Consider the following 26,592-nt stretch of genomic DNA (forward strand, 5'->3'; position numbering starts at 1 on the left):
AATAAGAAATCTTTATCATGTGAACGAGAAGAGCTCCTCCTTTAAACGGAGTGAAGGTAGGGGCAGTTCAATGTAAATATATATTGTCATTCTGTTTAAAATATCTAACTAGCCTAAGTGGTTATTATGGAGGTGCTCTATGAAATTAGCATTAGGTACTGTTCAGCTGGGTCTTCATTATGGAATAGGAAATATAATGGGTAAACCTGATAGGGAAGAGGCTTTAAATATCATCAAATATGCTATAAATAACGGTATAGATGTGTTAGATACAGCGTCTTCTTATGGAAATAGTGAAGCTATTATAGGTGAATATGTCTCAAGCAAAACAACAGAAAAAATTTTTCAGGTTGTAACTAAAATACCTATGATTGATTCTGAAAATATTGGTATTGAGCATTTAGATAGCTTAATTGATAAATATATTAAACAATCTATGATGAATTTGAAAACAAACATTTTAGACTGTTGCCTGTTACATGATTCTAAAAATATGGTTTCACATAATGGATATATCATTCAAAAATTAAATACATTGAAATTAGGGGGAGTAATCAAAAAGATTGGTGTATCCGTTTATACACCTGATGAAGTTAAGCGGTTTTTGGAATTTGATTGTTTTGATATGATTCAAGTTCCTTTAAATATATTTGATCAACGTCTAATTTGTTCAGGCCTACTACAAAAGCTGAAAACAAAAGGAATAGAAATACATGCTAGAAGTCCATATCTTCAAGGGTTGCTATTAATGGATACGGAAAAAATTCCCGATTATTTACAAATCGCTAAAAAACCAATAAAAGAATTTGAGTTTTTAGCTCGGGAATTCAATTTAAGTAGAGCGCAATTGGCTTTATTATTTGTTCGAGAATTGAAAGAAGTTGATAAGATTATTATTGGATGTGAAACAGTAGATCAATTAAAAGAAAATATTCAAATCTGTAATTCACCTTTATTAGAAGAGAAAGTTCTTAATACTGCAAAGAAATTATTTAAGGATATACCTGAGATAATTATTAATCCGAACTTATGGAGGGTGAATAATGAATCAACATGAATTATTTAGTTTAAAAGGCCAGAATGCAATTGTTACTGGTGGATCTGGTTATCTTGGTTCTGCAATTTCTGAAGGGCTGGCTAAGTATGGTGCAAACGTTATGATAGTTAGTAGAAGCAAAGAAAAATGTATGAATTTAGCTGATCAGTTAAATCAAAAATATAATGTGAAATGTCAGGGATATGCTCTAGATGTTTCAGATAGTAAATCAATAAACCATACATTTGAGGAGATTTATAATTCAGATAATAAGATAGACATTCTTATTAATAATGCTTACTTTGGAGCAGGAAAGACTATTGAAGAAATGACAGAATCGGAGTGGGAAACAGGAATTGATGGTTCTATAAATAATGTGTTTCGGGTTACTAAAAAGGCATTACAATATATGCTACCGAAGAATAAAGGAAATATTATTAATATCTCTTCAATGTATGGTGTTGTTTCCCCAGACCCTTCTATTTACGGCGATTCAGGCTTTAATAATCCTCCGAATTATGGAGCAGGAAAAGCTGCTATCATACAGTTTACTCGGTATCTTGCGTGTCACTATGGTTTAAAAGGAATTAGAGCTAATTCTATCTCTCCAGGTCCATTTCCTAATACAGAAGTTCAGAAAAATAAAGAATTTATTCGAAATTTAAATAAAAAAACAGCGCTAGGTCGTATTGGAAATCCCCAAGAATTACAAGGGTTGATTGTTTTTCTTGCATCTAATGCTTCAAGTTATGTAACGGGGCAAAATATTTGCATTGATGGTGGCTGGACATCGTGGTAAAACATCGCTAGAAAGTCAAGGATGTAACAAGAACCCTTTCCACTGAAAAAATTTTCTCATTTTATATAAGATGAAGAGGTTTTTTAGTTATAGTGAGAATTTGACAATCTAGGAGTGAAAAGAGCCTTCGTTAATAATGTTATATTAGATTATATTGATAAATTTATCGTTACAAATACTTTGTTATTCTGTGAAATTCCCTAATTTTAAGGAAGTATTTGATATAGATAGAAGTCAAAAAAACATAATGGAGGCTAATAAGAAAAAATAATTGACGCAGTAACAGTTTTTGGACTGAGGACTTTTACAACATCTGTTACCGCAGAAACTATCGTAATAGCGGATGTACTCAACGTACGTGAAAAGCCAACTACGGAATCAAAAGTATGGGTAGAAAATTGTGGTGAAGCAATTGCTGGTGATACCGGTAGTGCAATTAAAGGTAAACGTATTGATGTTTTAGTAGGTTCAAAAAGTAAGGTTATAAATTTGGGAAGACAAACGGTTAAAGTGAAAATTCTATGATATTCATGGTAACAAAAATAGAAGCCATTTCTCTTTATTGAGACTGACTTTTATTTTTGAGTTAGTGCAACTCATTGAAAACCTTTGTTAATATGATTTAGGTATTTTAAGAGGGTTATTTCCAAAATAGCACCAAAATTTTAATGGAAAATGAAAAAATACAATTTGTATCATGTTTATATATTAAATGTAAAAAGAATAGATTTCTTGCACTCTTATTAATAGTAAAATGCAACAACTATTATTTTAGAGGTAATTTATCCAATCAAGCGCAGGGGGAGAGTGTTTACCTGTTATATTCATAGCAATGCAATTATTATGTATAAGATAATAATGTTAAGTAGAATTTAGTTGTAATGCCTAGAAAAAGAACCCTATAGGATTCTTTTTCTAGGCATATTAACAGTAAGGATAATCATGAAATGCTATTTTCAAATCTTTATTAGGGGAAAGATTTAGAAAAAACTTAACATATATCTATTTTTACATAAATGTAAGATATAGTAAAATAATAATATTTATACTTACTATTACTAATATTTAATCATAAACATTAACACTATGTGTATAGTGTTAATGTTTATTTAGAGCGGTCTATATTTAGCCATCCAATAATAGCTCGAAGTTGGTATATAAGACTAATTTGGAGTTTCATGTAGTGAACTACTCGCCACTTCCGGGTGTTCCAACCCTAGATGTCCAACGTTTGGACGCTCCTTTGGTATGATTGATATTTTACACGGGAACCGAATGGTTTGGTTTGCACATTCTATTTTCTTCCTGCAACCTTATATATCAAGTTATCAAAGAACTTCATATAGCTAGTTTTATCAAAATTTTTTGGTTATGCCAAACCGAAATTTATCACCCACCTATCGTTGGACTATCGCCTTTCACACGCTTGAGGAAGGAGAACTCTTTCGAAGAATTCGTTAAAATAGAGAACCGAGGCCCTCTATTAAATGAACATGAATGATTTAAATCACTTGTAGCTCTATAGACATTTGGTGATATGTGAAGTGTAGTATTTAGATATCTTTAAGAGTTTTTACTAACTTGTCTTCTTAGGATTTCATAGATGTATTCGATAAGCTAATATGTCTAATTTATTAATATTGAGAGTCGCTACTACCTGTATTAACTTATTTTATTTTTTAAAGCAATATCTCTTATTGGTGCTATCCTCTTATATCATTCTTCTTGGTATTCTTTAGCTAAGTGAGAGGGGTATGATGAAATAGGAGGACCAATCTTAAAGAGGGATAAACTAGTTTTTGAAATCGGTATACAGTTCTTTAATAAATATAGTTTTTGCAATATGTCTTTATCTATTGGATGAAGCATGTAATCTGTCATTATGAAATAATTGTGATGATAGATAAATACTTTTCCTTCGGGTAGAATCGTGTAATGAGATAAATTCGGATAAATAGGTGGTCCATCTGAAAATTTATCTAAACTACTTTGTGAAACTTTAATAATTTCTTGATTTGAAAATTTTAATTTGCGAAATGCTATGGTGTTAATGAATGGACGTTTTTGATTATTTTCTAAATAAAATAATTCTTCTTTTTCGTTTTGCACAACCCGTAGATTTGGGATTGATTCAGTAAGGGTTATGGGAGGACCTTCAGTATATTTGTAGATAAAGGGATCAGGGATTGAGACAATTTCATTTTGATTATATTTGAAGTAGGAAAGCATTTCTTTCGATATAAGCCTACGTTTATAATTATCAATTAAAAATACTTCACCTTGTGAATTTCTAAATAAAATACCATTTAAATCTTTGGAAGGGAGGTTAGCATATAAATTTTGGAAGGAAAATGGTGTTTTAAAAGTAATATCGAGCACTTTGTTAATGGGATAAAAAGGCTGGAATGTATTTAGGCGCTTCCAAAACATCGCATCTCCAACAAACCAATATAAAGGATTTGTATCCCAATATTCACAGTATTTTTCATAAACCTTTAATAATATTCTTCTAGTATGCATAACTGAACAGTGATCCACAACATTTGCAGCTGTATATAAAATTTTTGAAGCTTCTCTTACATATTCATGAATAGGTTGTAGATTATAATCAACATATTTTACGTATTGAGAAGAGTACACTATATCAATTTCAGGGTGTTTTTCTAAGAAAGATAACATTTCAGCTAATCTGTTTGGAACGTACATAGTATCGTCCGTTAAATAGCAAATATACTGCCCACGTGTTAATGGAAGTGCCTTATTGATGAGAGTTGCATATCTTGTGGTTTTATATCTCTCATTATCTTGTATAAAACTATTTTCATAATAAATTCGAGGGTCATCTAAATAATTTTTTATAATATTTATAGTTTCTGGACAAGAGTTATCATCCATAATAAAAAGTTCCCATTCTTTATAAGTTTGCATTAGGACACTTTCAATAACTTGATTAATTAATGATGGCTTATTATAGCTAGTAAGGATAATTGAAATTAGGGGTTGCAAAATCGTCACCTCTTCTGAGAATATTGAATGTTTTTTTCTCGCGAAGTCTAATAGATAATAATAAACCTTTATTGATACATTCTTTTTTGTACTTGGATAGTTTATTACCTTTTCATAGATATGGTATGGACTATAGTGGAGTAAAAAAAGATATATATAGATAAATATAAACGCTGCTATAGACTTTAATATATATATAAATTTTTTTAAAATTATCGGAACGGATTGTCCTTTCTGTTTATATAATAACGTAACTGTTTTTGTATTTGGTTATAAGGAGGAGAGGAATATTTGCCTAAAATTTCAGTTATAATGACAAGTTACAATAAGCCTACGTTTGTTGAAAAATCGATATTAAGTGTATTAAACCAAACTTTTCAAGATTTTGAGCTTTTTATCATGGATGATAATTCTAATGAAATGACCCAGAAGGTAATTCAACCATTTATTAATAAGGAAAATGTACATTTTTATAAAAGTAATGTGGCCCATATTTCTGAACGGACAAAAAAAGTCAGATATGCTGCTTTAATTAATGAGGCTCTTAAGCATGCGAAGGGGGAGTATATTACTTATATTACTGATGATAATCAATATGAAAAAGAACGACTCAAAAAGATGTCTAGTTATCTTGATGAGAATAAAGGTGTTCAAATTATTTATTCTGCATCAAAAACGATTCATCTAGATGAATCAGATTTGCCTATTAAAACTGTTGAAAGAGCTGCCAAAAAAATTACTAATAATGCTCCATGTACAATTGATCATTGTTCTATTATGCATAGAGCCTCTGTTTTACCGATTCTTGAAAAAAGGTGGAATTCATACTGGGATGAAGATCCTCAATTTTATCGTATAGGAGATGCACGCTTTTTTTGGAGATTAAATCATTATTGGGATTTTCATCCTTTAGATGAAATTTTAGATATCAATTATATTACTTCACATTCAATACATTCGCAGTTATTTGCAGAAGAAAAAAATGAATTTGTACAATTATTACCGCCACAAAGAACATGTAAAGAATTAAGAGAAGACTTAAGAAGAAAAAGAGGGTGAAATGTTGAGTGATATCTATTTGGAAATTACCGGGAACTAAATCCGGAATATATAAATGTTTTTTCTGAGCTAAACCATTATAATATCCGTTTGCCATTACTGAGTAATTTTTATCAATATTTAGACGATGATGTAAAAAATAATATGAAAGTAAATAATTTTTATAAACAACTGTCCATTGAGCAAATAGAAGAAACGCAGTTGTAGTTAGAGTTTGAAAAAATATCTTCATTTCAACCAAAGATAACTCCTTAAACAACCTCATATTTTCAGTTTTCAATGAGCAACCTGTACCAAAAATATAAAACAGCATCGTATGTTTTGCTATTCAAAAAGCTAATTTATCTCCCACCTATTTGTTGGTGCAATAGCACTACATACAAATTGAGAAGGGAGTTTTCTTGACTAAAAATTATTTCAATAAGAGGAGGTATGCATTTATATGTTTTTTAAAGATAAAAACATTTTAATTATTGGTGGAACAGGAACAATTGGAAAGAGCATTCTTTCTAATATTCTAGAAGAAAAGCCCAAAGTTGTAAGGATTTTTAGTAGAAGTGAATATAATCAATTTTTATTACAAGAAGAACTCAGGGGTAGAAATCAAAATATTCGCTATTTAATTGGGGATATTCGAAATTACGATCGATTATATAGTGCAATGGAAAATATTGATTATGTGTTCCATGTGGCAGCGATGAAGCATGTTTCGTTTTGTGAATATAATCCGTTTGAAGCAGTTTTGACCAATATTTTTGGAACACAAAATGTAATAAAAGCGGCAATTGCTCAGAAAGTAAAAAAGGTAGTTTTTACAAGTTCTGATAAAGCGATTTCACCAACAAATAATTACGGTGCAACAAAATTGACTGCTGAAAGATTGATTACGTCAGCGGAATATTCAAAAGGTTCAAGTGAAACGATATTTGCAAGTGTTCGCTTCGGAAATGTTATGGGGTCAAGAGGCTCTGTCATTCCTTTATTTGAAAATCAAATTAAAGAAAACCAAAAAATAACTGTAACGGATCTTAGTATGAGTAGATTTATGATGACACTGACCCAAGCAACTATGTTAACAATTGAAGCAATGAAAATAGCAAAGGGTGGTGAAACTTTTATATTAAAAATGCCAGTTATTTCATTAAACGATTTAAGTGAAGTGATGATAGAAGAAGTTACAAAGTTATATGGATTGCCCAAGGAGAATATTAAAATTGAAGAAATTGGGTTAAAACCTGGTGAAAAAATGTATGAAGAACTTATGACACATGATGAATCTTTACAGGCTTTTGAATTACCAGATATGTTTATCATTCCTAGCCCATTAAAAAAGGGTGCTCAATATGAAAATGCAAAAAGGGCGAAGGCAGGGTTTTACCGTTCTGATAATCAAAATGCTATTTCAAAAGAAGAGCTTAGAAATTTAATATTAAACCAGCAACTATTAACAGGAGGGGAGAAACTATGAAAATATTAGTAACTGGTGGTGCAGGTTTTATTGGTAGGTGGGTTGTAAAGAGATTATTGCAGGATAAGCATGAAGTATGGATATTAGACAACTTAGCAAATTCAACTACTGCAAATATTACCGAGTTTGCACACGATCTAAATTTAAAACAATACATTCAAGGAGATATTAAAGATAAAAAATTAGTTGCTCAATTATTTGAAAATAATTCATTTGACCTTTGTTATCATTTAGCAGCGAGTATTAATGTTCAAGATAGTATAGACGATGCTAGAACAACTTTTGAAAATGATACAGTAGGTACTTTTAATTTGTTAGAACAATGTCATAAGCATAATGTCAAAATGGTCTTTATGAGTACGTGTATGGTATACGATAAAGCTACTAATATACAAGGAATATCAGAATTAGACCCGATTAAACCAGCTTCTCCATATGCTGGGTCAAAAATTGCTGCTGAAAACATGGTTTTATCTTACTATTATGCTTACAAGCTGCCAGTTGTGGTTATTCGTCCATTTAATACGTATGGCCCATTCCAGAAAACTGGTGGTGAAGGTGGGGTTGTTGCTATTTTTATAAATAATAAATTAGATAATGTACCACTAAATATTTATGGAGATGGGAAACAAACGAGAGATCTTTTGTATGTTGAAGATTGTGCGGATTTTGTTGTGGCAGCAGGATACTCTTCAAAAGCAAATGGTCATATTATTAACGCAGGAACAGGACAAGATATATCAATTAATAAATTAGCAGAATTGATTTCAGGAAATAAAGTAAGTATTCAACATGTAACTCATATCCATCCACAAAGTGAAATTCAAAAATTATTATGTAACTATGAAAAAGCAAAAACAATATTGAGTTGGGAACCGAAAGTTTCTTTAGAAGATGGAGTTATTAAAACAGAAGAGTGGATTAAATCTTTAAAAAGTAACCCTAAGGAGAAAGAATAATGGTAAGGGAAATTCTCGGTATACATGGAGGAAAGCCTGTTAGAGAAACATATTTGCCATATGGTCAACAACAAATTGATGAACATGACATTCAGGCGGTTGTAGATGTATTAAAAGGGGATTTTTTAACGACAGGGCCAACGATTCAACAGTTTGAGGAGGCTATAGCGAAATATGTGGGAGCAAAATACGCTGTTTCTTTTTCAAATGGTACAGCTGCTCTGCATGCTGCTTGTTATGCAGCTGGCATAACTGAGGGAGATGAGGTAATTACAACTCCAATGACATTTGTAGCAAGTGCAAATTGTATTTTATACCAGGGTGGAAAGCCAGTATTCGCAGATATTGACAATGAAACATATAACATTAGTCCTAAATCTATAGAGGAAAAGATTACAAGCAAAACAAAAGCCATGATTCCCGTACATTTTACTGGGCAGCCTGTAGAGTTAGAGGCAATAAAGAAAATCGCAAAAGAAAATAATTTGATTATCATTGAAGATGCAGCCCACGCATTAGGAGCCACATATAAAAATAAAAAGATTGGTTCTATTGGTGATATGACAATGTTTAGTTTCCATCCGGTGAAACATATTACTACCGGAGAGGGCGGAGTAATTACTACAAATAATCCACTGTTTTATGAAAAACTTGTTCAATTCTGTACGCATGGAATTGAAAGGAATCCTCAAAAACTTCTTGAAAATCATGGGCCTTGGTATTATGAAATGCAATTCTTAGGTTACAACTACAGATTAACGGATATACAAGCTGCTCTTGGGTTATCACAGTTAAGTAAATTAGACTCTTTTATTAAGGTTCGAAAGAAATATGTAGACATCTATAATAAAGAATTTAGTTGTTTATCTGAAATCATCATACCAAAGCAATCGCCTCAGACCGAATCAAGTTGGCACCTTTATATTATTCGTTTAAATACTAAATTATTAAAATGTAATCGCAAAGAAATTTACGAGGCATTACAGAGAGAAAATATCGGTGTGAATGTGCACTATATACCCGTACATTTACAACCGTTTTATCAAAAATTAGGTTATGAAAAAGGTATTTGTCCACAAGCAGAAAATGTATATGAGGAAATTATTACACTGCCTCTATTTCCGAAAATGACAGAAGCTGATGTATGGGATGTAATAAAAGCGGTGAGAAAAGTTCTTTCGTTTTATAGAGTTGCTAAACATTAAATGAAAGGGGTGTTATTAAGATTGCAAAATCAAAAATTGTTAAGAGCTGTTACAAAAATCGATATAAAAAAAGGAGAGATTATTACAGCTAATAAAATAGCTATGGAACTAGATGTTGTTGAAAATGCACTTAACCAGCTTGAAGCAGAGGAATTATTACCTCAGATAGCTTTATATAATTTGTCTGCAGGTACCCCATTATCAAAAGAGGTTATTGAACCTCCAAAAGTAGTAATAATTGTACTTTGCCGGTTAAAATCTACTAGGTTACCTTTAAAGGCATTATTACCAATACACGGAATTCCTTCCATTGAAAGATGTCTTATAAATACATTAGCTATTCCAGGAAAACATCAGGTCATACTTGCTACTTCAGATATAGCACAAGATGATCCTTTGGAAAAATTTGATTTAGACAGGAAGGTTAAAATTTTCAGAGGTGATCCAGAAAATACTGCTGATCGCATATTCCAAGCTGCCAAACAAGAAAATGCAAACATTGTAATGCGGATTACAGGAGATTGCCCAGTTGTGTCACCAGAAATCAATACTTTTTTACTAGATGAACATTTGAAAAGCGGTGCAGATTATACACAGGCAGAGTTAAGTACGTTACCTGTTGGAACAGCAGGCGATATTTTTACATTAGAGGCAATCGAACGATTGCTACAAACCCAAAAAACTTTAACCTATGCAGAATACCTTCCGTTGTATTTTATAAATAATCCCCATTTATTCCAAGTCAATATAGTAAAACTCCCTCCTCCATTTCGTTACCCTACTTGGAGGCTAACATTAGATGAACAACCAGATTTAGATATGTTCAATGAACTTTATAAAAGTCTGAATGTAAAATCTAAACCTTTATTTTTTCATCAAATAAAAGATTACATCCTAGAAAATCCTGAACTTATTCAAATCAATAGTCATGTGAAACTGAAATATATAAATCAAAAATCGTTAGTAGATGAGTTAAATAGAGAAACAAAATTATAAATTAATAAATTGTAGCGCTTTTAGTGAGGAGGGAGTAACTTGCTTGAGAAAAAAATTGCCTTTCGCGCCGACGCATCTATTGAAATAGGGACCGGTCATATTATGCGTTGTTTAACACTTGCCCATGAGTTACGGAATAAAGGTGCTCAGATTTATTTCATTTGTCGTAAGCTGCAAGGTGATCTGCAGCAATATATTTTAAATAAGGGATTTCATGTGTTTTTATTAGATGCAGATGGTGAAAATACGAATTTCTCAAGTACAGTACACGGGAGTTATTTGAATTGGCTAAAATATCATTGGTTTGTTGATGCACAACAGACCAATGATATTTTGTCGCAACTTCCCAAGTTTGATTGGTTAATTGTTGATCATTATGGATTAGATAATAAGTGGGAGACTGCTTTAAGAAAAACTGTAAGAAAGATTATGGTAATTGATGATCTTGCAAATCGAATGCATGACTGTGATTTATTACTAGACCAAAATTTATATGATAACCTAAATACTCGCTATAAAGATTTATTACCAGAGCAATCATTAGTGAAATTAGGACCTAAATATGCCATATTACGACCAGAGTTTCATGCTGCTAAAAAATTTTTAAGAAAAAGAACAGGCGAGATTGAACGCATCTTTGTATTTTTTGGGGGGCATGATGCAACGAATGAAACATTAAAAACATTAAGAGCTATACAAAATATAAGTAGCGATACTTTAAAAGTAGATGTAGTAGTAGGAAGTCAAAATCCCCATAAAGAAGAGATTGAATCTTATTGCAGGAGTATTTCTAATGCCTCATTCTATTGTCAAATAGAGAATATGGAAGAGTTTATCGTACGAGCGGATTTAGGGATAGGAGCTGGTGGCACAACCACATGGGAACGCTGCTTTCTTGGATTACCTTCTATAACAATTACAACTGCTCCAAATCAAATTGAAGTAACCAAGGCTGTGTCGAACGCTGGAGCTACATGGAACATTGGTACAGCTGAAAGTGTTTCGGATGAAACGATTACGAAATGTCTAAGCAAGCTTTTATCAAATTCTAATATAGTGAAAGAAATGTCTAATAAAGCTCTTTCTATACAGTGTGCCAGTAATTCAGATGAAATAGCAAAAATTATTTTAGGAGGATAGCATGTTAGATATAGGGGATTTTCAATTGAAAAGTTTAGAAAAGAAAGATTTAGAACTTATTTTAAAGTGGAGGAATACAAAAGAAATACGTACGGTTATGTATGAAGATCATCAGATAACAATAGACGAACATTTAAAGTGGTATGAAAAACTAGTAATGGACGATACAAAAGTTGCAAGATTATTAACATATAAAGAAAAGCCAATTGGATTTGTTAATTTTACAAAAATAGATGAAATGAATCAGACTTGTTATTGGGGATTTTATATAGGTGAAAAGGAAGGCGTAAGACGTGCTGGAACTGTATTAGGTTTATTAGCATTAGACTATATATTTGAAACAAAAGACATACACAAAGTGTGTGCAGAAATAATAGAATCAAATCGTATCAGTTTAAACTTCCATCAGAAACTTGGCTTCCAAGAAGATGGAAGATATGAAAACTATATTTGCAGGGATAATGATTATATTGATGTCATTACAATGACCCTGTTTCATGAACAGTGGACGGAAAGGAAAGAAGCCATAAAAAAAGAACTTGAAGGTGAAAAAAATGAGTAATATATATATCGGAGGTAGAGAGATTGGCGATAACTTGCCACCATTTATAATTGCAGAAATGTCAGGGAATCATAATCAATCATTAGATAGGGCTTTGCAAATTGTAGAGGCAGCTGCAGTGGCTGGAGCACAGGGATTTAAAATTCAAACATATACACCTGATACAATGACTTTAAATATAGAAAATGGTGATTTTTTAATTCAAGATACAAAAAGCTTATGGAAAGGTAAATCACTTTATCATTTATATAAAGAGGCTTATACACCATGGGAGTGGCATAAACCCATTTTTGATCGCTGTATAGAATTAGGAATGATACCATTTAGTACGCCATTTGATGAAACTGCTGTGGATTTTCTAGAATCATTAAATGTTTCTTGTTATAAAATCGCATCTTTTGAAAATACTGATATCCCCCTCATACGTAAAGTAGCTGCAACAGGAAAACCAATAATCATTTCGACAGGTATGGCTTCGATTGCTGAACTAGATGAAACAGTAAGGGCTGCGAGAGAAGAGGGATGTAAAGAATTAATTTTATTAAAATGTACAAGTACGTATCCTGCATCTCCCAAATCTACAAACATAGCTACCATACCTCATATGAAGGAGTTATTTAAATGTGAAATAGGTTTATCTGATCATACACTTGGAGTAGGTGTATCTGTAGCAAGTGTTGCTTTGGGAGCCACAGTAATTGAGAAACATTTAACACTCTCGAGGTCTGACGGGGGTGTAGATGCTGAATTTTCAATGGAACCTGCTGAATTTAAATTATTAGTAAGTGAAACTGAAAAAGCATGGGAATCTTTAGGTAATGTATATTATGGACCAACTAATTTAGAAAAAGACTCTTTAAAGTTTAGAAGGTCATTATATGTTGTAGAAGACATAAAAGCGGGAGAAGTATTCACGAATGAAAATATTAAAGCTATTAGACCAGGTAATGGCTTATTGCCAAAACACTTATCCAAAATTCTCGGAAAGAAAGCGAGTAAGGATATCAAAAAAGGAACACCTATTTCATGGGATTTAATTTGATAGAGTATACTGAAATACTAATAGGAATTCATTTCAAGTATGTAGTAGTAAACATGATAGCTTGTGCTAACCGATATGCATCTCCTATTTATTTGTTGGTGCAATCACACCTTCAGGAAAATTAAGGGGGGAGTCTTCTGGCGGAAAAAGATAAATTAAAATGCCTTTTCATAAAATTAAAAAGGCATTTTAATTTATTCAGAATCATTATAAAAGAAAAGAAATTTTTAATTTAATAAATCAATTAAATTGTGATTGTAATATATTCGTTATAAAATTGATTCTCTCATGAAAAGTATGTTGTGTAATAACTTTTTTGTAAATTTTTTCGACCATTAATTTTTTTGAAATCGTATCATTTAAATTAAGAGATATTTTATTTAAACAGTCTTCAAAGCTGTTATAGGATATAATTTCATCTTTATTGAAGAAAGATGAAAGATCAGATTTTTCTTCAATAATTTGAAAGCCTTGGCAAGCTGCGATATCAAATGTACGATTATTAATGGTATTACTTTTTACTCTATTTTTATTTTTATTCTGCGGAAATAGATAACTACGATGAGGATTTAATATAAGACTAGCGTTATTATAATAGAACGCAACTTCTTGAGGCGGAATCCATTCTTCTATAATCTTAATTCTTCGGTGATTTTTCCATTTTTTAATTAACTTATTTCGCCAGTGTTGACCGATAACAGTATAGTGATAAGGGGTTTTTTCCAAAAGAAACTGTATCAATTTCACTCGGGTTGGATAAGGATATCCAATGAACAATATTTCACTTATATATTTTGAATTTTTTAGACCAGGTTTAAATATATCTATATTAGTTGCTAAGGGTAAATGATATACATTGGTATATCCTAAAGCTGTGTAATATTTAAGTGCTTCGCTATCAATAGTAAATATAAAATCAAAGTTATTTAATAGAGGAAGAGAAGTATCTATATAAAATGGGTCCTCAGTTAACCAGACAGCTAATTTAATATTCCTTTCTTTAAAATATTGAATTGCTTTTTGCGGTAGATAATTACCTAATAAGGTGAAAACAATATTAGGATGAAAAGTTGCTGTAATGAAATCCAATTGCTCTACTAATTCACTCGGCTGTACTGCTAACCATTCGAAATTTTGATTGATAAGTGTTTCCTGTATGCTTTGATCTAGATATTGATAGATTTTTGAGTAACCAGAAGTAATGTATAAGAGTTTCATATTTCAATCCCTGCTTTAGGTATAAAATATATTATGAGCTAAACGTAACACTTTCTATTTCTTTACAACTGATCTTAGTAATACTTATAGTCGGAGGAGTAATTGAATTTTCCTCCTCTAATGTGACGATACAAGTATTAGAGTTAAAATTTGTAAAAACAGCAGGTCCAATAATATTTCCAGATTTACCAGTCACAGTAACGACTTCGCCTGGTTGTAAATTTTTAAAAATAGTACATACTCCACCTGAACAACGAAATAAATTGCATAAGAACAAATTTTTCCCTCCTTTAAACAATATACTGTATCATATGAAAGTATGTAGAAGGATGTGTAGACAAGTAACCTTTAGAAGGGGAAAGAAATTTAAATTAAAGAATATTATTGAAATAAAAAAAGACATTCTAATGAATGTCTTAATTATAGATCGAACTAAAACCATTTGAATCATCTTAAGGGGTGGTTAATGTAATGCTTTCTATATCTTCACAACTTATGAATATAGTATTGGTTGAAGAGGGGGTTAGCACATCTTCTTCAACTAAAATCACCGCACAATTTTGCGGAATGAACTGTGTAAAAGTAGCAGGACCAATAATTTGACCTGATCTAGTAGTAACTGTAACAACTATTCCCACTGGCCATACAGAGAATATAACACAAGCTAAACCTTTACATGCTGCCATATTAAACCCTCCTAACTCTAATTTTTAATAATGTAGTGAATTCCAAACATTTTATATTGTATGGGGGAGCAGTATGAAGTGCTTGGACTATTAGAAGTCACTTTCCGGTTTTATCCCTTCATGATTAATATGATAACTGTGAAATACTACGATACACAGGTTTAAAAAATAAAAATGGTAAGGAGGTTTATGAGGAAGATATTGTGTGATTTAGTGATCAGCTATTCCAAGGTCCAAATGATGAATGGAATTATAAGGTAGGATGTAACGAGTACATGAAGTTATGCTACACGGTATTTGATTAGGATGAGATAGAAGGCTTAAGTTTTCGGCAGCATTTATGGAAATTTAGAGTAACTAGAAAAATAAATAAAATTCTTATTTGCGCGACTTGTTTTCTTATAAGTGTGCAAACACGAAATAGGAGGGTTATCAATTTGATGACAACAACTGTTCGACTGAAAGTAGGAATGAAAACCGTCAGGTTGAGCTGAAACTACTTATCTAATACTCCTACATGCAAGGCATGATAGTAGTCACAAATTGTATGAAGCTAGGTGAAGTTGGCTGAACAAAACCTAAGTGAGAACTCATATGGTAATGGATAGGTCGGGATGCTACAAAATATCTATGGTGAGAATGTCCGATAAAGGACTGACGAACTTGCGAATGTATGGGTCTAAAGGATTAATACATCAGAAATGTGTATGTCGTTAATGACGATGTTATCTACCGAAAAGTAAGAGTAAATGATATAAAATTCGGAACATCTAACGATGAGGATGTAAAGATAACAGGTTTACAGCAAGCACTTAAGGATATATGTATAGCTAAGTCAATCGGAACGTGGTAAGCAAGAAACTGTCACTAACACCTACTAGCAGACAGATGTATATAAGGTTCTAACAAACCAAAATTGCTTTATTCTTCACAGTACCAACGAAGCATGTAACAAATGTGGAGGGATAGTCCCTAATCTTGTTCTTTGAAAGCTAAATCAACTATATGTAACTCACAGAATCGAGTAAGATGATTGGACCTTTAGTAAGAAAAGGGAATGAATACATAGGTGAGTACAACATTGTTTGTAATCTAGTTGCTTTAGTATAAAAGGATAAGATGGGACGCTGTAAGCAATGAAAGTCGCACGTACAGTGTTAAGCCGGGGAAAAGATGGAGATAACTTCAAAGTTTTACCTATCGCAACGATATCTAAATTGTATATGTAGAAAGGAGCACCTAATTAAAGTGCTCCATAGGAGATTGATTATAAATGTCTGTTCATTAACTATTATTATGTTTATTTTATCGAATGGTGAAAAACTTGGACAAAAACTTCATTTTGCACAACAAAGCAGCTAGTTAATAAAACTAACTGCTCGTTGTACAAAAAAAACGCTACGCTTACAGAAATAATTTGTTTGATCATACAAAGTAACATCATCATAATATTCTTCTGTTTCAATAATGAATTTTTTCTTTTCACCTGCGAATACATATTCAGACCCATCTACAATAGGGAAATCTTCTGGATAAACGTTCATACACTCATTTTTAATTAAACAATCTTTCACTTCTTTTACAGCATCTGTGGGTATTTCTTCTAAAGTCAAAAATTCTTCAAAGCTATTATTTATACGTATTCCATGAGAAGCTAATATTTGATTTAACTGCTTAGCTAAACCAAACTCTTCAAAAATCATGTATTCATATTCGTTAGGGTTAAATTTATCTAGTAATACATAAGAATCCAATGAATGCATTTTATAAGTATTTATCCATTTAACAGGTTGATGAAATTCCCCAGGCCTGATTAGATAACCCCAAAGTCCTACGTATTTGTGAAACGCATCGGAAGGTAATACGAAATAAAGAGATCATTCTTCTGTTTCTTTTTCTAATATCCTTTTTCCAGTAAGCAGTTTAAGCATCTTTCTTCCCCCTCGCACCAAAATTCAAAGCAAAAATAGCTAAGCATTTCCTGTATATACATATTTTTTGACAAGAATTTAGTTCATTGAATATATAACTATTTTAACATTAATTCTAATAAATAAGGTGAGTAGCAGGCTTAGTATAAAGAACAAATTAAATTTTCAGAAAATATTTCTAAAAAACTTAGTTTTTGAGTTAAAAGTACCAATAATTCAAGTAGAAGTATTATTTTTGAATTTTATAAATATTGAACGAGGGAGAGGAGATATTTTTATGGATTCAAAAACTTATGAAAAGCTACAGGCACTACGTAGATATAAAGAGCCAATTCAAGCAGTATTAAGAACGGTTAAAAAACATGATAAAGACGATCCAGATACTGAATATGCTGAGTTTGCCCTTGAAAACGGTAAGATTATAGGTATTTGTAAAAAAGAGGACTTCTCTGATTATTCTTTTAGAAGTATTACACAATTCACAGGTAATATTTTTAACGTAGTAATTACTCAAATGTCTGATGAACTGGATGTAAATAAAGTTCAGGTATCAGTAAAAGAAGCAAGTAGAAGATCGGCAGATGCTTTAATTCGTGAGTTAATAGAATTGGAGCAAGATGAAAGACTGCAAGAGCCAACCTACGAAGCAGAAGTAACTGGATACAATATGAATGCTCAGGTTCCAACTATATTCTTACGCATCAATGGTGCCGAATGCTTCATGAAATTACATGAACTAAACTATGGAAGAGTGTATAAAAATGCTGTGGATCGTTATGCACCTATTGGTGAACGCATCCCAGTTAAGGTTCTACAATTTAATCCAGAGCAACGATTAATCCACGTTTCTAGAAAAGCAGCAGTGGAAAACCCTTATCAGTTATTATCTGAATTAGCTGAAGGAGATACAATCGTTGGAAGGGTAGTAAATGTTGACCCGCGTTTTGGAGTTTTTGTTGAATTGGACCAAGGCTGCACAATTAAAGGAATTGTCCCTAAAACAATCGAACAGCCAGTATTGGATGAAGTAGTTAGTATGAGAATTGTGAATGTGGATGTAGAAAAAGAGAGAGGGTCGGGGGTTATCTTTAAGTTTCCTTTTGGACGCAAAAAAGTTAACGACCCAACGGCGTTTTTATTTAACTAATGAGTGCGCCGCAGGTTTCCGTACAAGAGAATGGAAAGGCGGTTCAATATTGGCTTAATAGGGACCAATCTTTATCACTTTGGGATGACCCCTCGTTGCAGGGGGGACCAATTCTTCCAGATAATTTCAAACCACTCACAGATTTACGTAGTATTTATGACAGAATTAATTCAGGTTTTATAAATGAAAAAGATAATTTAATACTAAAGCTTATTTGGGATTCATTAGCGATTACTGAAGCACAAATCAAAAATTTTGTGGAATCTAAAATTAGTAGGTCACAGGTTTCAGAATCGTTGAAAAAACTGGTACTGTATGGATTTGTTAGTCGATGGGAGATAAAATCTGGGCTATTTCCGGATCGACCCAAAACTTCTGCTCCAATCACATTAAATACTGCTGGTCATTTGATGATGTGGGCTTATCATAACCGTAATACAAACTATTCTTTAAAGCCAGAGCAGTGGTTAAAACTTGGGGTGGCAGGTGTACAAAGATTTGTCACTATGAATCAAATAAAATATGAGTTTGCAATAGGCCAACAATTATTAAAAAACTGGTGCTGGTATCCGAAGTTACAAGGTACTGGTAATGGGTATAATCCAATTGCTGTTGGAGAAATTAAAACTCCGATTGGAAATCAAAACTTCATATTTGAAAGGGTACAACAAGGTCAGCGGTATGCACAACATTTAAAATCGCGATTGAAAATTTGGGAAGATCAAATTCAAAATGGACCAAATAATTTATTGAATTTCGAAAACACGAAGAGTTTACCAGGAATTTTTATATTATCTATATCTAATCTTGCTTTAGCAGAACATGTTAGAAAGGAGCTAATGTTAGACTTACGAAAGATTCCTATAATGCTTTTAATAGACGAATGCATTCACAGTGAGGGATTCGCAAAATCTTTTTATATCTCAACTCAAAACGGAATTCAGCAAGCACCATTACCATTTTTGAGATAACAAGAGCTGCTTCAGGTAAATATGCTGAAGCAGCTTTTTTAGTTAAAAAGTAAAGTAGATAACATTCATTTGTATTGTACTAAATAAGATGGAGATGAATGAACTGAATGATTTAAATTGAGGACAAAAATGATTAGTAAGATACAAATTTGAACTACCCCCACTTTCACTTCATTTAGAAGAGGGGGATTCCTAAGTAAAAAGTTCTATTGAACTTTAATTTATTAGGCTACCCCCACAGTCCTTGCGGTTAGAAGTCTTATTGCCTCATTTTTTATATTGATACTTGCGTTAATATCCCTATCATGGTGTGTACAACAAGAAGGGCAGTTCCATTTACGTAGGTTTAGATTTTTAACGTCTTTGTTTTGATATCCACAACAAGAACATAATTGGCTGGAAGCAAATGTTTTCGATACAACAATGACTTGTTTGCCGTACCATTTTGCTTTGTATTCTAACATGGCTCGAAACTGTGACCATGATACCTCGCTAATTGCTTTTGCTAACTTATGATTCTTTAACATATTCGATACTTGCAAATCCTCTATACCGATAACATCGTGGTTTTTGATGATTTCAGTTGAAATTTTGTCCAAGTAATCTTTTCTAGCATTTGATATATATTCATGAATTCTAGCTATCTTAATTCTTTGTTTATTCCATCGAGAGGAACCTTTTGTTCTTCTCGAAAGCACACGCTGTGCTTTTGCCAACTTTTCTTCTGAAAATCGGAAATATTTTGGGTTTTTGTAGATTGTTCCATCTGACAAAATGGCGAAATCTTTTAGTCCTACATCAATTCCAATGTAAGAATGTGTTTTTGGAAGTTCTTGCACTTCTGTTTCAACTAATAACGACACAAAGTATCTACCAGAAGGGTTCCGTCTAACTGTAGCATTTACAATACGTCCCGTTATTTCACGACTTTTGGTAAATCGAACAAGACCTAGTTTTGGCAATTTTATTTTGTTTCCTACAACGGCAATGTTTTCATTTGTTTGTTTTGTGATATAAGATTGTACGTTATTCTTCTTGGATTTGAAACGCGGGGCACTATTTTGTTTTTTGAAAAATCGTGTATACGCATCCGCAAGGTTGCGAACAGATGACTGAATCGCAATACTATCTACTTCTTTGAGCCAAACAAACTCTTTCTTCAAGCCAGGAAGTTTGGCAGAGCATGTACCATATGTTAAACCTTTTCCAGTTTCTTTATATGCGTGATCCCATAGGGATAGAAAATGATTGAATACAAAGCGAGAACAACCTATTGTTTTATTAATTAGAATTGCTTGTGCTTGATTTGGATAGATACGAAACTTAAAGGCTCTATTAATTATCATTTGATTCACCTCCATTTTAGTATATGACTATTATACACCGAACGTACATTCGATCGATAGTGAAGTAACACTTTATGTATGTCAAACAATTAAGATGGCTTCCTGCCATCCCTTGTTCGAAGCCAATTCATCTCCCACCTACTCACTTCGCGTTCCTTGAGGAAGGAGTCTTCTTGGCTAAAATGATAAAAAAAGAAAAGTAAATACCTTTAAAAATCCGATGAAGCGAGAAAACAGCTTATAAAAGTTAAAGAAAGCATAAACTTTAATAGCGTAGTAATTGAATCCTAATTCGTCTCAATGCTAACAACTTCAATAGAACAAAATCTATATGTTATTATTTTCCTTAACACTAATGTCATCCTATATTTAAAAGGGAGATGTTTCCATTGAAAATTAGTGAATTGTCTAAAAAGACAGGTGCAAGTGTTCGATCCATTAGGCATTATGAGAAAAAAAATCTAATTACTGCTGTACGCCTTGAAAATGATTATCGCGAGTTCGATGAATCTGCTATTAAACGCATTCGAATTATCCAGCTTTATTTGGGTTTGGGTTTGACAACGGAACAAATTGAGGAAATATTGAAATGTGAGGATAGTGGTCCGGAAGACTATGAATTTTGTGAAGAAATGCTGGAAACTTATCAAGAGAAGTTGGATCAAATCAATAGACAAATTAGTGCATTGGATGTTGTAAAGCAGCGGTTAGAAAAACAAATTATACAAATGACGGATAAACGAAGATTGAGAGATACATAACTGGAAATTCCCCCTAGTTGAAATAACGAAATAATTGAAGATCCCAGTCCGTAATCATGGCGGAATCCGGGATCTCTTCATACGACAATGATGTTATGCAGACGGTTTCCGTAGCAGTTCGGTCAAGCGAGAGAAACCATCGGTTCCATAGCCCTCGTTAATTGCCTGTTGGGTCACTGCCATTGCAGCACTCAGAACGCTGACGTCGAGGCCGTGGTGTTGAGAAGCATGGATAATGTGCTCCATTCCTGCTGAGGCCGAGATGATATTGGACTTGTCACCAGGATAGTAACCTGCGTCTACTTCATTTGCCAAATAAGTCATGATGTCGGGCATGATGGCTATGATACCCTGGGCATAGACAGCGAATTCCTTTGCTGGAATATTCTCGGCAGTGGCAAGAGCGAGAGCGTGAGCATAACCGCTCATGGATGTCCAAAAGAGATCAAGGAGGGCCACATCATATGCCGCCGCCCGGCCAGGATCTTCTCCAAGATAAGAGGCAGTGCCACCCAAGCTTGCTAGGGTCGCTTGATGGGTCTTAAAGACGGATTCTGGTCCACTATACAGGACGGAAGCTGCAGGAGTTCCGATGGTCGGAGTAGGGGTCATAATTGCCCCATCGAGGTAATCGATTCCGTATTGGGCAGCCCATGTGGCCATTTCACGGGCATGTTTGGGCGAGTCGGCAGTGAGGTTCACCAATGTCCGTCCTTTCAGGGCATCTCCCACGGGGCCGAGGACTGAATGGACGATGTTGTAGTCCAGAACACAGATGATAACCAGCGGGCTTGCAGCCACCGCGTCGGCAACTGAATTCGCAAGGATTGCCCCCTGAGAAACAAGGGGATTGGCTTTTTCGGCGGTGCGGTTCCATACTGTCGTAGAGTGGCCGTTCTTTAGCAACGCACCAACCAGCGCCTGACCCATCGGACCCAGGCCGATAACCGTAACAGGTGAATGATATGGGCCCGCCTCCACAGATACATCTCTATCTGATACTTGACTGATATTTCGTTTTTGCTCACTTTGGTCATTTTTACTCAATGTAAATGCCCCCTTTCAGATGTTCAAACTTTATTCTAAAGTATGACACCAGTGTCATAGTCAACAGAAATATTTTTAGTTATAATATTTCAACAAACCAGTTATAAGTAATCTATTATCCCATTAAAGGGCGCTTTAATTAAATAAAAGAAGAGCGTATATTAGTGATATATAATATATGCTCTCCCCTATTTTTAAAGATTTTTATAATTTAGGTCTTGATAGATTATAAATGTAAACGTCAAATATTCCCCACCTACTATTTGTAAATAACCCATGAGATAATCTCCTTACATACTTTATGAGGTATCGATGTTATCTTTAAGAGAAATAAATTGAACATTTTTTTACGAATGATATCTATGATCTCGTATAGATGTTTAACGGAGCGGCTAATCGATCTAGCTTATAAACTACAAATACATCTCCCTCGCGAAGCATATCCAAAGCTATTTGTAATTCTTGTCGATTCTTTTGAGCACCTGATACTTTTTCCTGGTAAATACGCTCACATTGAAAAGCACATGTTAGAAATGCGACAAGAGTGGGAGTGAGGCTATATCATACCTTACATGATCTCTGGTGTACTTAATGAACATCCACGTGTCGCCATGGCTTACCGTGATAGTGCCGATCGTGACAAATTCGTAGATTTTTATGACAAGGTAACATCACCCGAAGTCACTCTCGCTCCAGCATCGAAATAGGTTAGATTGCTAAAGGGACCTCTATTGTTTCTCGTAGATGAAACATACACTTCTCAAACATGCCCTTGTTGCCAAAGAAGAAAGAAAGTGCGGACACGTAACTACGTTTGTGTGTGCGGCTACGAAGAACACTGGGACATTCACGAGCCCACAACATTTTGGCAAAAGAACTGTACGGAAAGATGTGTCATATCCCGGAAGAAACGAAGAGAAAGTATTTGTGGATTGCGTAAGCAAAAAGTAGTAGACGGTGTGTTCCCGCCCTTCTGCATGTGCAGAAGTTGCTTAGTCAAATGAAGAAAAGGAGTCCCTGCATAGGTGCAGAGAGGAGATGGAAAATCCGCTTCTCATGGGACCTTGTCTTTGTTGATGCTAAGAAATCCCCACTTCAAGCGGAAGCGAGTAAGTGGGGGAGGTTCATAGCGCATTATTTTTGTACTTAAATCACTTAATCTCTAAAATCATTGTTAGATCGATTGCATAATTCGTGCGAGTTCTTTTTCTAAAGCAGCGGGCTCGTTTGCATAATTGTAAATCCCTAAAAACTTCTCTATAGCCTCTGGATGGGAACTGATTAGCTTGTTGACAGCATCCTGTTGTTCAGATATGCGTTCATTCTTCGAAATTTGGCATCCCATGTGAAACCGAACCATAAACTCATCTTCTATTGCCTTTTGATATTCTTCAGACATTTGATTTGATTGATCGGATTGTCCCTTATATTTTGATAGAATATTGGATAATATACGTGCTCCACATATAGCATCATGGATACCCTGCGCCATGCCAGGATCTTTAAAACAAACTGCATCTCCAACCAACGCCCATCCTTTTCCCATTCCTTTATACCAGTAATTATCATATCCGAGAATGCCTTTGACCGGTTCTACTAGTTCTGCATTTTTCAAGCGCGCCCCAATTGTTGTATTCGGAAAGTTATCTGTAAAGAAATTGCGTAGACAGCTTTCCGGATTTAATTTCAACCGTTCAATCAATTCCTTATTTTCTAATGGGAAAATGCCGACAATTACATATAAATCATCATTCGTCGGAAAGAGAATGGCTGTGTTATCTTTTATCTTGTATACTTCAAATTTAGGGACATTATCGTGGCGAAATCCGGAGAAATACCCGAAATAGATGCCGACTGTTGCCGGAATACTTATTTTGAGTTCACTTTTTACCAGCTTGCGAATAATAGAGGATCGGCCGTCTGCCCCGACTACCAGGCGAGCTAAAAATTCTTGTTTTTCGTTTTCGCCGTCTAAACCCTTCACGCCTATCACTGTTTCGTCATCACGGATGACATCCGTCACACGAAATCCTTCTAAAACAGTTACATTCATTTGGGATTTGGCTTGTTCAAGTAGAATATGATCGAGATAAGTTCTTCTAATACAATAACAACTTTCCTCTCCGTAAACCTCAGGGATGAGACCTTCTATCACGGTATCCTCAAATTGAAATTTAATATCCCGTACCGGCGGTACTTTTGTTTCCAATAACTTGTCCAGGACACCGGTTTCTCGAAGAAGAGCGACAGTATTATTGAAAAAGGTATGGGTTGATAAGGTGTCCCTTGGAAAATTCGCTCGGTCCACTAACAACACATGGAAACCTGCCTTAGCAAGATAAATTGCCAGGGTAGAGCCGGCACATCTAGCACCGGTAATGATGACATCATACGTCTTATTCATCGTATCACTCCATTTTCAAGTACAATTATTAACTTGCTTATCCATTAGCAGAGTTCTAAAGTTAATGCCCCTACAAGTTAAAGTAATGGGGAAAATTGATAAGAATGCACTACATACATAAAGTATGGAAGCTAAAACGAAATAAGTACAGAAAAAATTGGACATATAACTTACAATTTATATACATTTATATAATCATAATGAAGCAAAAGACGCATTATTTAAAATAATATTTCGCAAGACTATAAGGAGTATCGTCAGCATTTCGGAAAAAACTATGCTCTCCAAAAAATACAAAAAACCGTCCATCAGGACGGCTTTACTTTTTACATAATTGTCGTTCTCTTATAAATTAAAGTTAAAAGGAGTAAAAAATGAATACAATTAATAAAATCTTAAGCGATTTTGCTGATATAAATGCAGACGAATATGTAAGTAATTATTATGAGGTTAGTATTATGTCAGAAAATAAAAAGGACAATATTTTTGAACTAGCCAAAAAAGCGACATACGCTACTAGTAAAGACATATTAGAACTCATCCGCTTGAAAGAATGGAAAAAAGAATTCCTAATTTGCCAATATCCCAATGGAGAGTCTTCTTGGTTTGGGAAAATACCGTACGGATATGATTTAAATGGATTGACTCCCAAGGAATTTATAATAGAGCAGTTATTAAATGTATTCAAGCAAGAACCAGATGAGATTTATTGGATTAAATTAGATCCAGGAGATTATTATGCATGCTGTTATGAAGAATATTTGTTTAGGACAGACAAAGGTATTTATTTTTTTAGTATGCAAGTACACGATTGAATAATTGGGATTTGAAATATAGTTTTATTCATAAAAAAGATTGATAACCTAATAATAAAGAAGAAGTCTCCATGTCAAAGGAATAAGAATTAAATGAAGAATACAGATAGTCCAAGTGAATTTTGTATTTTTATTAATTCCTATTATGTTTTTGAAAATAAAATTAAAAAACCAAGCACCTAAAATTGTAACAGTTAACTCAAAAATCATGATTATCCATTCTAGTATAGTATGCTCTACATCAGGAGAAGCGCCAGCCATACCAAGAACAACTATAACTGGAAGTGAGGGTATGTAAACAAGTAAATAAGAAAAAAAGTAAAAAATATACTTTATCAATGTTTTTCCTTCCATAGAATCCACTCCTAAAATAGAAATAATAGTTAAAGGCGAATTATCAAACTTACTCAAAAGTTACACATGTTATATTTTAAGTATATAAAGTTAGTGCTTTTATCCATAAATGGAGACCTCTAAATAATGCTATTTTAGAGGTCTTCAATGGTTACATATCATATAATATCAAGAAGTGATAAGGAACTATAGCAAACAATTAGTCTACATATATACCAATCTAATTATAGTAAAAAAGCCAAGAATTGGAATCTCGGCTTTTTTTGCTACATACATATCAGAAGGTAATAAGGGACTGTAGCACAATTCAATCAATATTTTAAAATATATAATACTCAAAATAGATGATAATATACTATGAAATCATATCAATAGTAATAAGGAGCTATAGCTTAACCCTTTAAAATATATCCATATTATAACAAAAAATAAAACATAAATACAAACAAAGATCTGAATCTTCTGTTAAAAACAAATTGAATATGATGCTAGTAATTTATATAATGTATGTAAGACTTTCTTTTTTTCTTTTTATAATCCATAAATACTACAACCCTTTCGGGGAAATGACTTTGTAAAGCAGCGTTGCTTGCAAAATTCATCTACCCGAAAGGGTTTTTTGTGTTTAAAAACAATTAGG

Annotated in this window: 26 protein-coding genes and 3 pseudogenes; 19 read left to right on the plus strand and 10 right to left on the minus strand. The window is 33.3% G+C overall.

Features of this window, described 5'->3' with window-relative positions:
• Positions 1-139: 139 nt before the first annotated feature.
• The 3 genes and pseudogenes from V7S50_RS27055 to V7S50_RS27065 all read left to right on the plus strand — a co-directional run.
• Entirely contained in the window at positions 140-1,057 is a 918-nt protein-coding gene (locus V7S50_RS27055; RefSeq protein WP_336376661.1) for an aldo/keto reductase, read from the plus strand.
• Complete coding sequence (locus tag V7S50_RS27060) at positions 1,044-1,835, plus strand: SDR family oxidoreductase (protein WP_242253787.1); 792 nt, start codon at positions 1,044-1,046, stop codon at positions 1,833-1,835. The genes V7S50_RS27055 and V7S50_RS27060 overlap by 14 nt, the downstream gene beginning before the upstream one ends.
• A 378-nt stretch (positions 1,836-2,213) precedes the next feature.
• Positions 2,214-2,360 (plus strand): annotated as a pseudogene (locus tag V7S50_RS27065) (3D domain-containing protein); the annotation flags it as partial.
• A gap of 1,191 nt (positions 2,361-3,551) precedes the next feature.
• On the opposite strand, the gene V7S50_RS27070 reads toward V7S50_RS27065, so the two are convergent.
• Positions 3,552-4,841 (minus strand): glycosyltransferase family 2 protein, encoded by a 1,290-nt coding sequence (locus V7S50_RS27070; protein ID WP_242253786.1) that lies wholly within the window; start codon positions 4,839-4,841, stop codon positions 3,552-3,554.
• A gap of 291 nt (positions 4,842-5,132) precedes the next feature.
• Here V7S50_RS27070 and V7S50_RS27075 point away from each other — a divergent pair, with 291 nt between their 5' ends.
• From V7S50_RS27075 to pseI, 9 genes and pseudogenes are all read left to right on the plus strand, one after another.
• Positions 5,133-5,900: a glycosyltransferase family 2 protein gene (locus V7S50_RS27075; protein WP_242253785.1), complete on the plus strand. Its 768-nt coding sequence runs from the start codon at positions 5,133-5,135 to the stop codon at positions 5,898-5,900.
• Positions 5,901-5,904: 4 nt separating this feature from the next.
• Positions 5,905-6,104: pseudogene (locus tag V7S50_RS27080) on the plus strand (CDP-glycerol glycerophosphotransferase family protein); the annotation flags it as partial.
• A 238-nt stretch (positions 6,105-6,342) separates the two neighbouring features.
• Entirely contained in the window at positions 6,343-7,368 is a 1,026-nt protein-coding gene (locus V7S50_RS27085) for an SDR family NAD(P)-dependent oxidoreductase (RefSeq protein WP_000465151.1), read from the plus strand.
• Positions 7,365-8,327: a dTDP-glucose 4,6-dehydratase gene (locus V7S50_RS27090; RefSeq protein ID WP_336376660.1), complete on the plus strand. Its 963-nt coding sequence runs from the start codon at positions 7,365-7,367 to the stop codon at positions 8,325-8,327. The genes V7S50_RS27085 and V7S50_RS27090 overlap by 4 nt, the downstream gene beginning before the upstream one ends.
• Positions 8,327-9,532, plus strand: a complete 1,206-nt coding sequence (gene pseC / locus V7S50_RS27095; RefSeq protein WP_242253783.1) for a UDP-4-amino-4,6-dideoxy-N-acetyl-beta-L-altrosamine transaminase — start codon at positions 8,327-8,329, stop codon at positions 9,530-9,532. Before V7S50_RS27090 ends, pseC begins: the two co-directional genes overlap by 1 nt.
• A complete protein-coding gene (locus V7S50_RS27100; protein ID WP_242253782.1) occupies positions 9,533-10,528 on the plus strand; it encodes a cytidylyltransferase domain-containing protein in 996 nt (331 codons plus the stop codon).
• A gap of 39 nt (positions 10,529-10,567) precedes the next feature.
• Complete coding sequence (pseG, locus tag V7S50_RS27105) at positions 10,568-11,668, plus strand: UDP-2,4-diacetamido-2,4,6-trideoxy-beta-L-altropyranose hydrolase (RefSeq protein WP_336376659.1); 1,101 nt, start codon at positions 10,568-10,570, stop codon at positions 11,666-11,668.
• Position 11,669: 1 nt separating this feature from the next.
• Positions 11,670-12,230, plus strand: coding sequence for a UDP-4-amino-4,6-dideoxy-N-acetyl-beta-L-altrosamine N-acetyltransferase (gene pseH / locus V7S50_RS27110; RefSeq protein ID WP_336376658.1), 561 nt, complete (start codon positions 11,670-11,672; stop codon positions 12,228-12,230).
• Entirely contained in the window at positions 12,223-13,272 is a 1,050-nt protein-coding gene (gene pseI / locus V7S50_RS27115) for a pseudaminic acid synthase (RefSeq protein WP_336376657.1), read from the plus strand. Before pseH ends, pseI begins: the two co-directional genes overlap by 8 nt.
• A gap of 240 nt (positions 13,273-13,512) precedes the next feature.
• On the opposite strand, the gene V7S50_RS27120 is transcribed toward pseI, so the two are convergent.
• The 3 genes from V7S50_RS27120 to V7S50_RS27130 form a co-directional block, all read right to left on the minus strand.
• Positions 13,513-14,490, minus strand: a complete 978-nt coding sequence (locus tag V7S50_RS27120; RefSeq protein WP_336376656.1) for a CgeB family protein — start codon at positions 14,488-14,490, stop codon at positions 13,513-13,515.
• Between the two features lie 31 nt (positions 14,491-14,521).
• Positions 14,522-14,767 (minus strand): CGEA protein, encoded by a 246-nt coding sequence (locus V7S50_RS27125; protein WP_242253762.1) that lies wholly within the window; start codon positions 14,765-14,767, stop codon positions 14,522-14,524.
• A gap of 175 nt (positions 14,768-14,942) precedes the next feature.
• The gene (locus V7S50_RS27130; protein ID WP_242253761.1) at positions 14,943-15,176 is read right to left on the minus strand and encodes a CGEA protein; all 234 of its coding nucleotides are present in this window, start codon (positions 15,174-15,176) and stop codon (positions 14,943-14,945) included.
• Positions 15,177-15,319: 143 nt separating this feature from the next.
• Here V7S50_RS27130 and V7S50_RS34145 point away from each other — a divergent pair, with 143 nt between their 5' ends.
• Positions 15,320-15,385 carry a YopX family protein gene (locus V7S50_RS34145; RefSeq protein ID WP_075313364.1) on the plus strand — a complete coding sequence of 22 codons (66 nt, stop codon included), beginning with the start codon at positions 15,320-15,322 and terminating at the stop codon, positions 15,383-15,385.
• A gap of 1,149 nt (positions 15,386-16,534) precedes the next feature.
• Here V7S50_RS34145 and V7S50_RS27135 read toward each other — a convergent pair.
• Positions 16,535-16,939, minus strand: coding sequence for a hypothetical protein (locus tag V7S50_RS27135; RefSeq protein WP_336376919.1), 405 nt, complete (start codon positions 16,937-16,939; stop codon positions 16,535-16,537).
• 445 nt (positions 16,940-17,384) lie between these two features.
• On the opposite strand from V7S50_RS27135, the gene V7S50_RS27140 reads away from it, so the two are divergent.
• Positions 17,385-18,254: an RNA-binding protein gene (locus V7S50_RS27140; RefSeq protein ID WP_336376670.1), complete on the plus strand. Its 870-nt coding sequence runs from the start codon at positions 17,385-17,387 to the stop codon at positions 18,252-18,254.
• The gene (locus V7S50_RS27145) at positions 18,254-19,225 is read left to right on the plus strand and encodes a hypothetical protein (RefSeq protein WP_336376654.1); all 972 of its coding nucleotides are present in this window, start codon (positions 18,254-18,256) and stop codon (positions 19,223-19,225) included. The genes V7S50_RS27140 and V7S50_RS27145 overlap by 1 nt, the downstream gene beginning before the upstream one ends.
• Positions 19,226-19,449: 224 nt before the next feature.
• On the opposite strand, the gene tnpB is transcribed toward V7S50_RS27145, so the two are convergent.
• The gene (tnpB, locus tag V7S50_RS27150; protein ID WP_336376653.1) at positions 19,450-20,571 is read right to left on the minus strand and encodes an IS200/IS605 family element RNA-guided endonuclease TnpB; all 1,122 of its coding nucleotides are present in this window, start codon (positions 20,569-20,571) and stop codon (positions 19,450-19,452) included.
• Between the two features lie 389 nt (positions 20,572-20,960).
• Here tnpB and V7S50_RS27155 point away from each other — a divergent pair, with 389 nt between their 5' ends.
• Positions 20,961-21,332 carry a MerR family transcriptional regulator gene (locus V7S50_RS27155; protein WP_336376669.1) on the plus strand — a complete coding sequence of 124 codons (372 nt, stop codon included), beginning with the start codon at positions 20,961-20,963 and terminating at the stop codon, positions 21,330-21,332.
• Between the two features lie 93 nt (positions 21,333-21,425).
• Here the strand turns inward: V7S50_RS27155 and V7S50_RS27160 are convergent, their stop codons facing one another.
• Positions 21,426-22,313 (minus strand): NAD(P)-dependent oxidoreductase, encoded by an 888-nt coding sequence (locus V7S50_RS27160; protein ID WP_336376668.1) that lies wholly within the window; start codon positions 22,311-22,313, stop codon positions 21,426-21,428.
• A 426-nt stretch (positions 22,314-22,739) separates the two neighbouring features.
• Positions 22,740-22,883 (minus strand): recombinase family protein, encoded by a 144-nt coding sequence (locus V7S50_RS27165; protein ID WP_309260470.1) that lies wholly within the window; start codon positions 22,881-22,883, stop codon positions 22,740-22,742.
• Between the two features lie 8 nt (positions 22,884-22,891).
• Here V7S50_RS27165 and V7S50_RS27170 point away from each other — a divergent pair.
• Both V7S50_RS27170 and V7S50_RS27175 read left to right on the plus strand, forming a co-directional pair.
• Positions 22,892-23,086, plus strand: a pseudogene (locus tag V7S50_RS27170) (nucleoid-structuring protein H-NS); the annotation flags it as partial.
• Positions 23,087-23,110: 24 nt separating this feature from the next.
• On the plus strand, positions 23,111-23,383 hold the full coding sequence (locus V7S50_RS27175) for a zinc ribbon domain-containing protein (RefSeq protein ID WP_336584440.1): 273 nt from the start codon (positions 23,111-23,113) through the stop codon (positions 23,381-23,383).
• Positions 23,384-23,553: 170 nt separating this feature from the next.
• On the opposite strand, the gene V7S50_RS27180 is transcribed toward V7S50_RS27175, so the two are convergent.
• A complete protein-coding gene (locus V7S50_RS27180; RefSeq protein WP_309260384.1) occupies positions 23,554-24,783 on the minus strand; it encodes an NAD(P)/FAD-dependent oxidoreductase in 1,230 nt (409 codons plus the stop codon).
• Between the two features lie 374 nt (positions 24,784-25,157).
• Here V7S50_RS27180 and V7S50_RS27185 point away from each other — a divergent pair, with 374 nt between their 5' ends.
• Positions 25,158-25,598 (plus strand): hypothetical protein, encoded by a 441-nt coding sequence (locus V7S50_RS27185; RefSeq protein WP_242253748.1) that lies wholly within the window; start codon positions 25,158-25,160, stop codon positions 25,596-25,598.
• 48 nt (positions 25,599-25,646) lie between these two features.
• On the opposite strand, the gene V7S50_RS27190 is transcribed toward V7S50_RS27185, so the two are convergent.
• Entirely contained in the window at positions 25,647-25,952 is a 306-nt protein-coding gene (locus tag V7S50_RS27190) for a hypothetical protein (protein WP_242253747.1), read from the minus strand.
• Positions 25,953-26,592: the final 640 nt, after the last annotated feature.

It is taken from the genome of Bacillus sp. CCNWLW194 (genome assembly GCF_037120585.1).
In the GTDB taxonomy this organism is placed as follows: domain Bacteria; phylum Bacillota; class Bacilli; order Bacillales; family Bacillaceae_G; genus Bacillus_A; species Bacillus_A basilensis.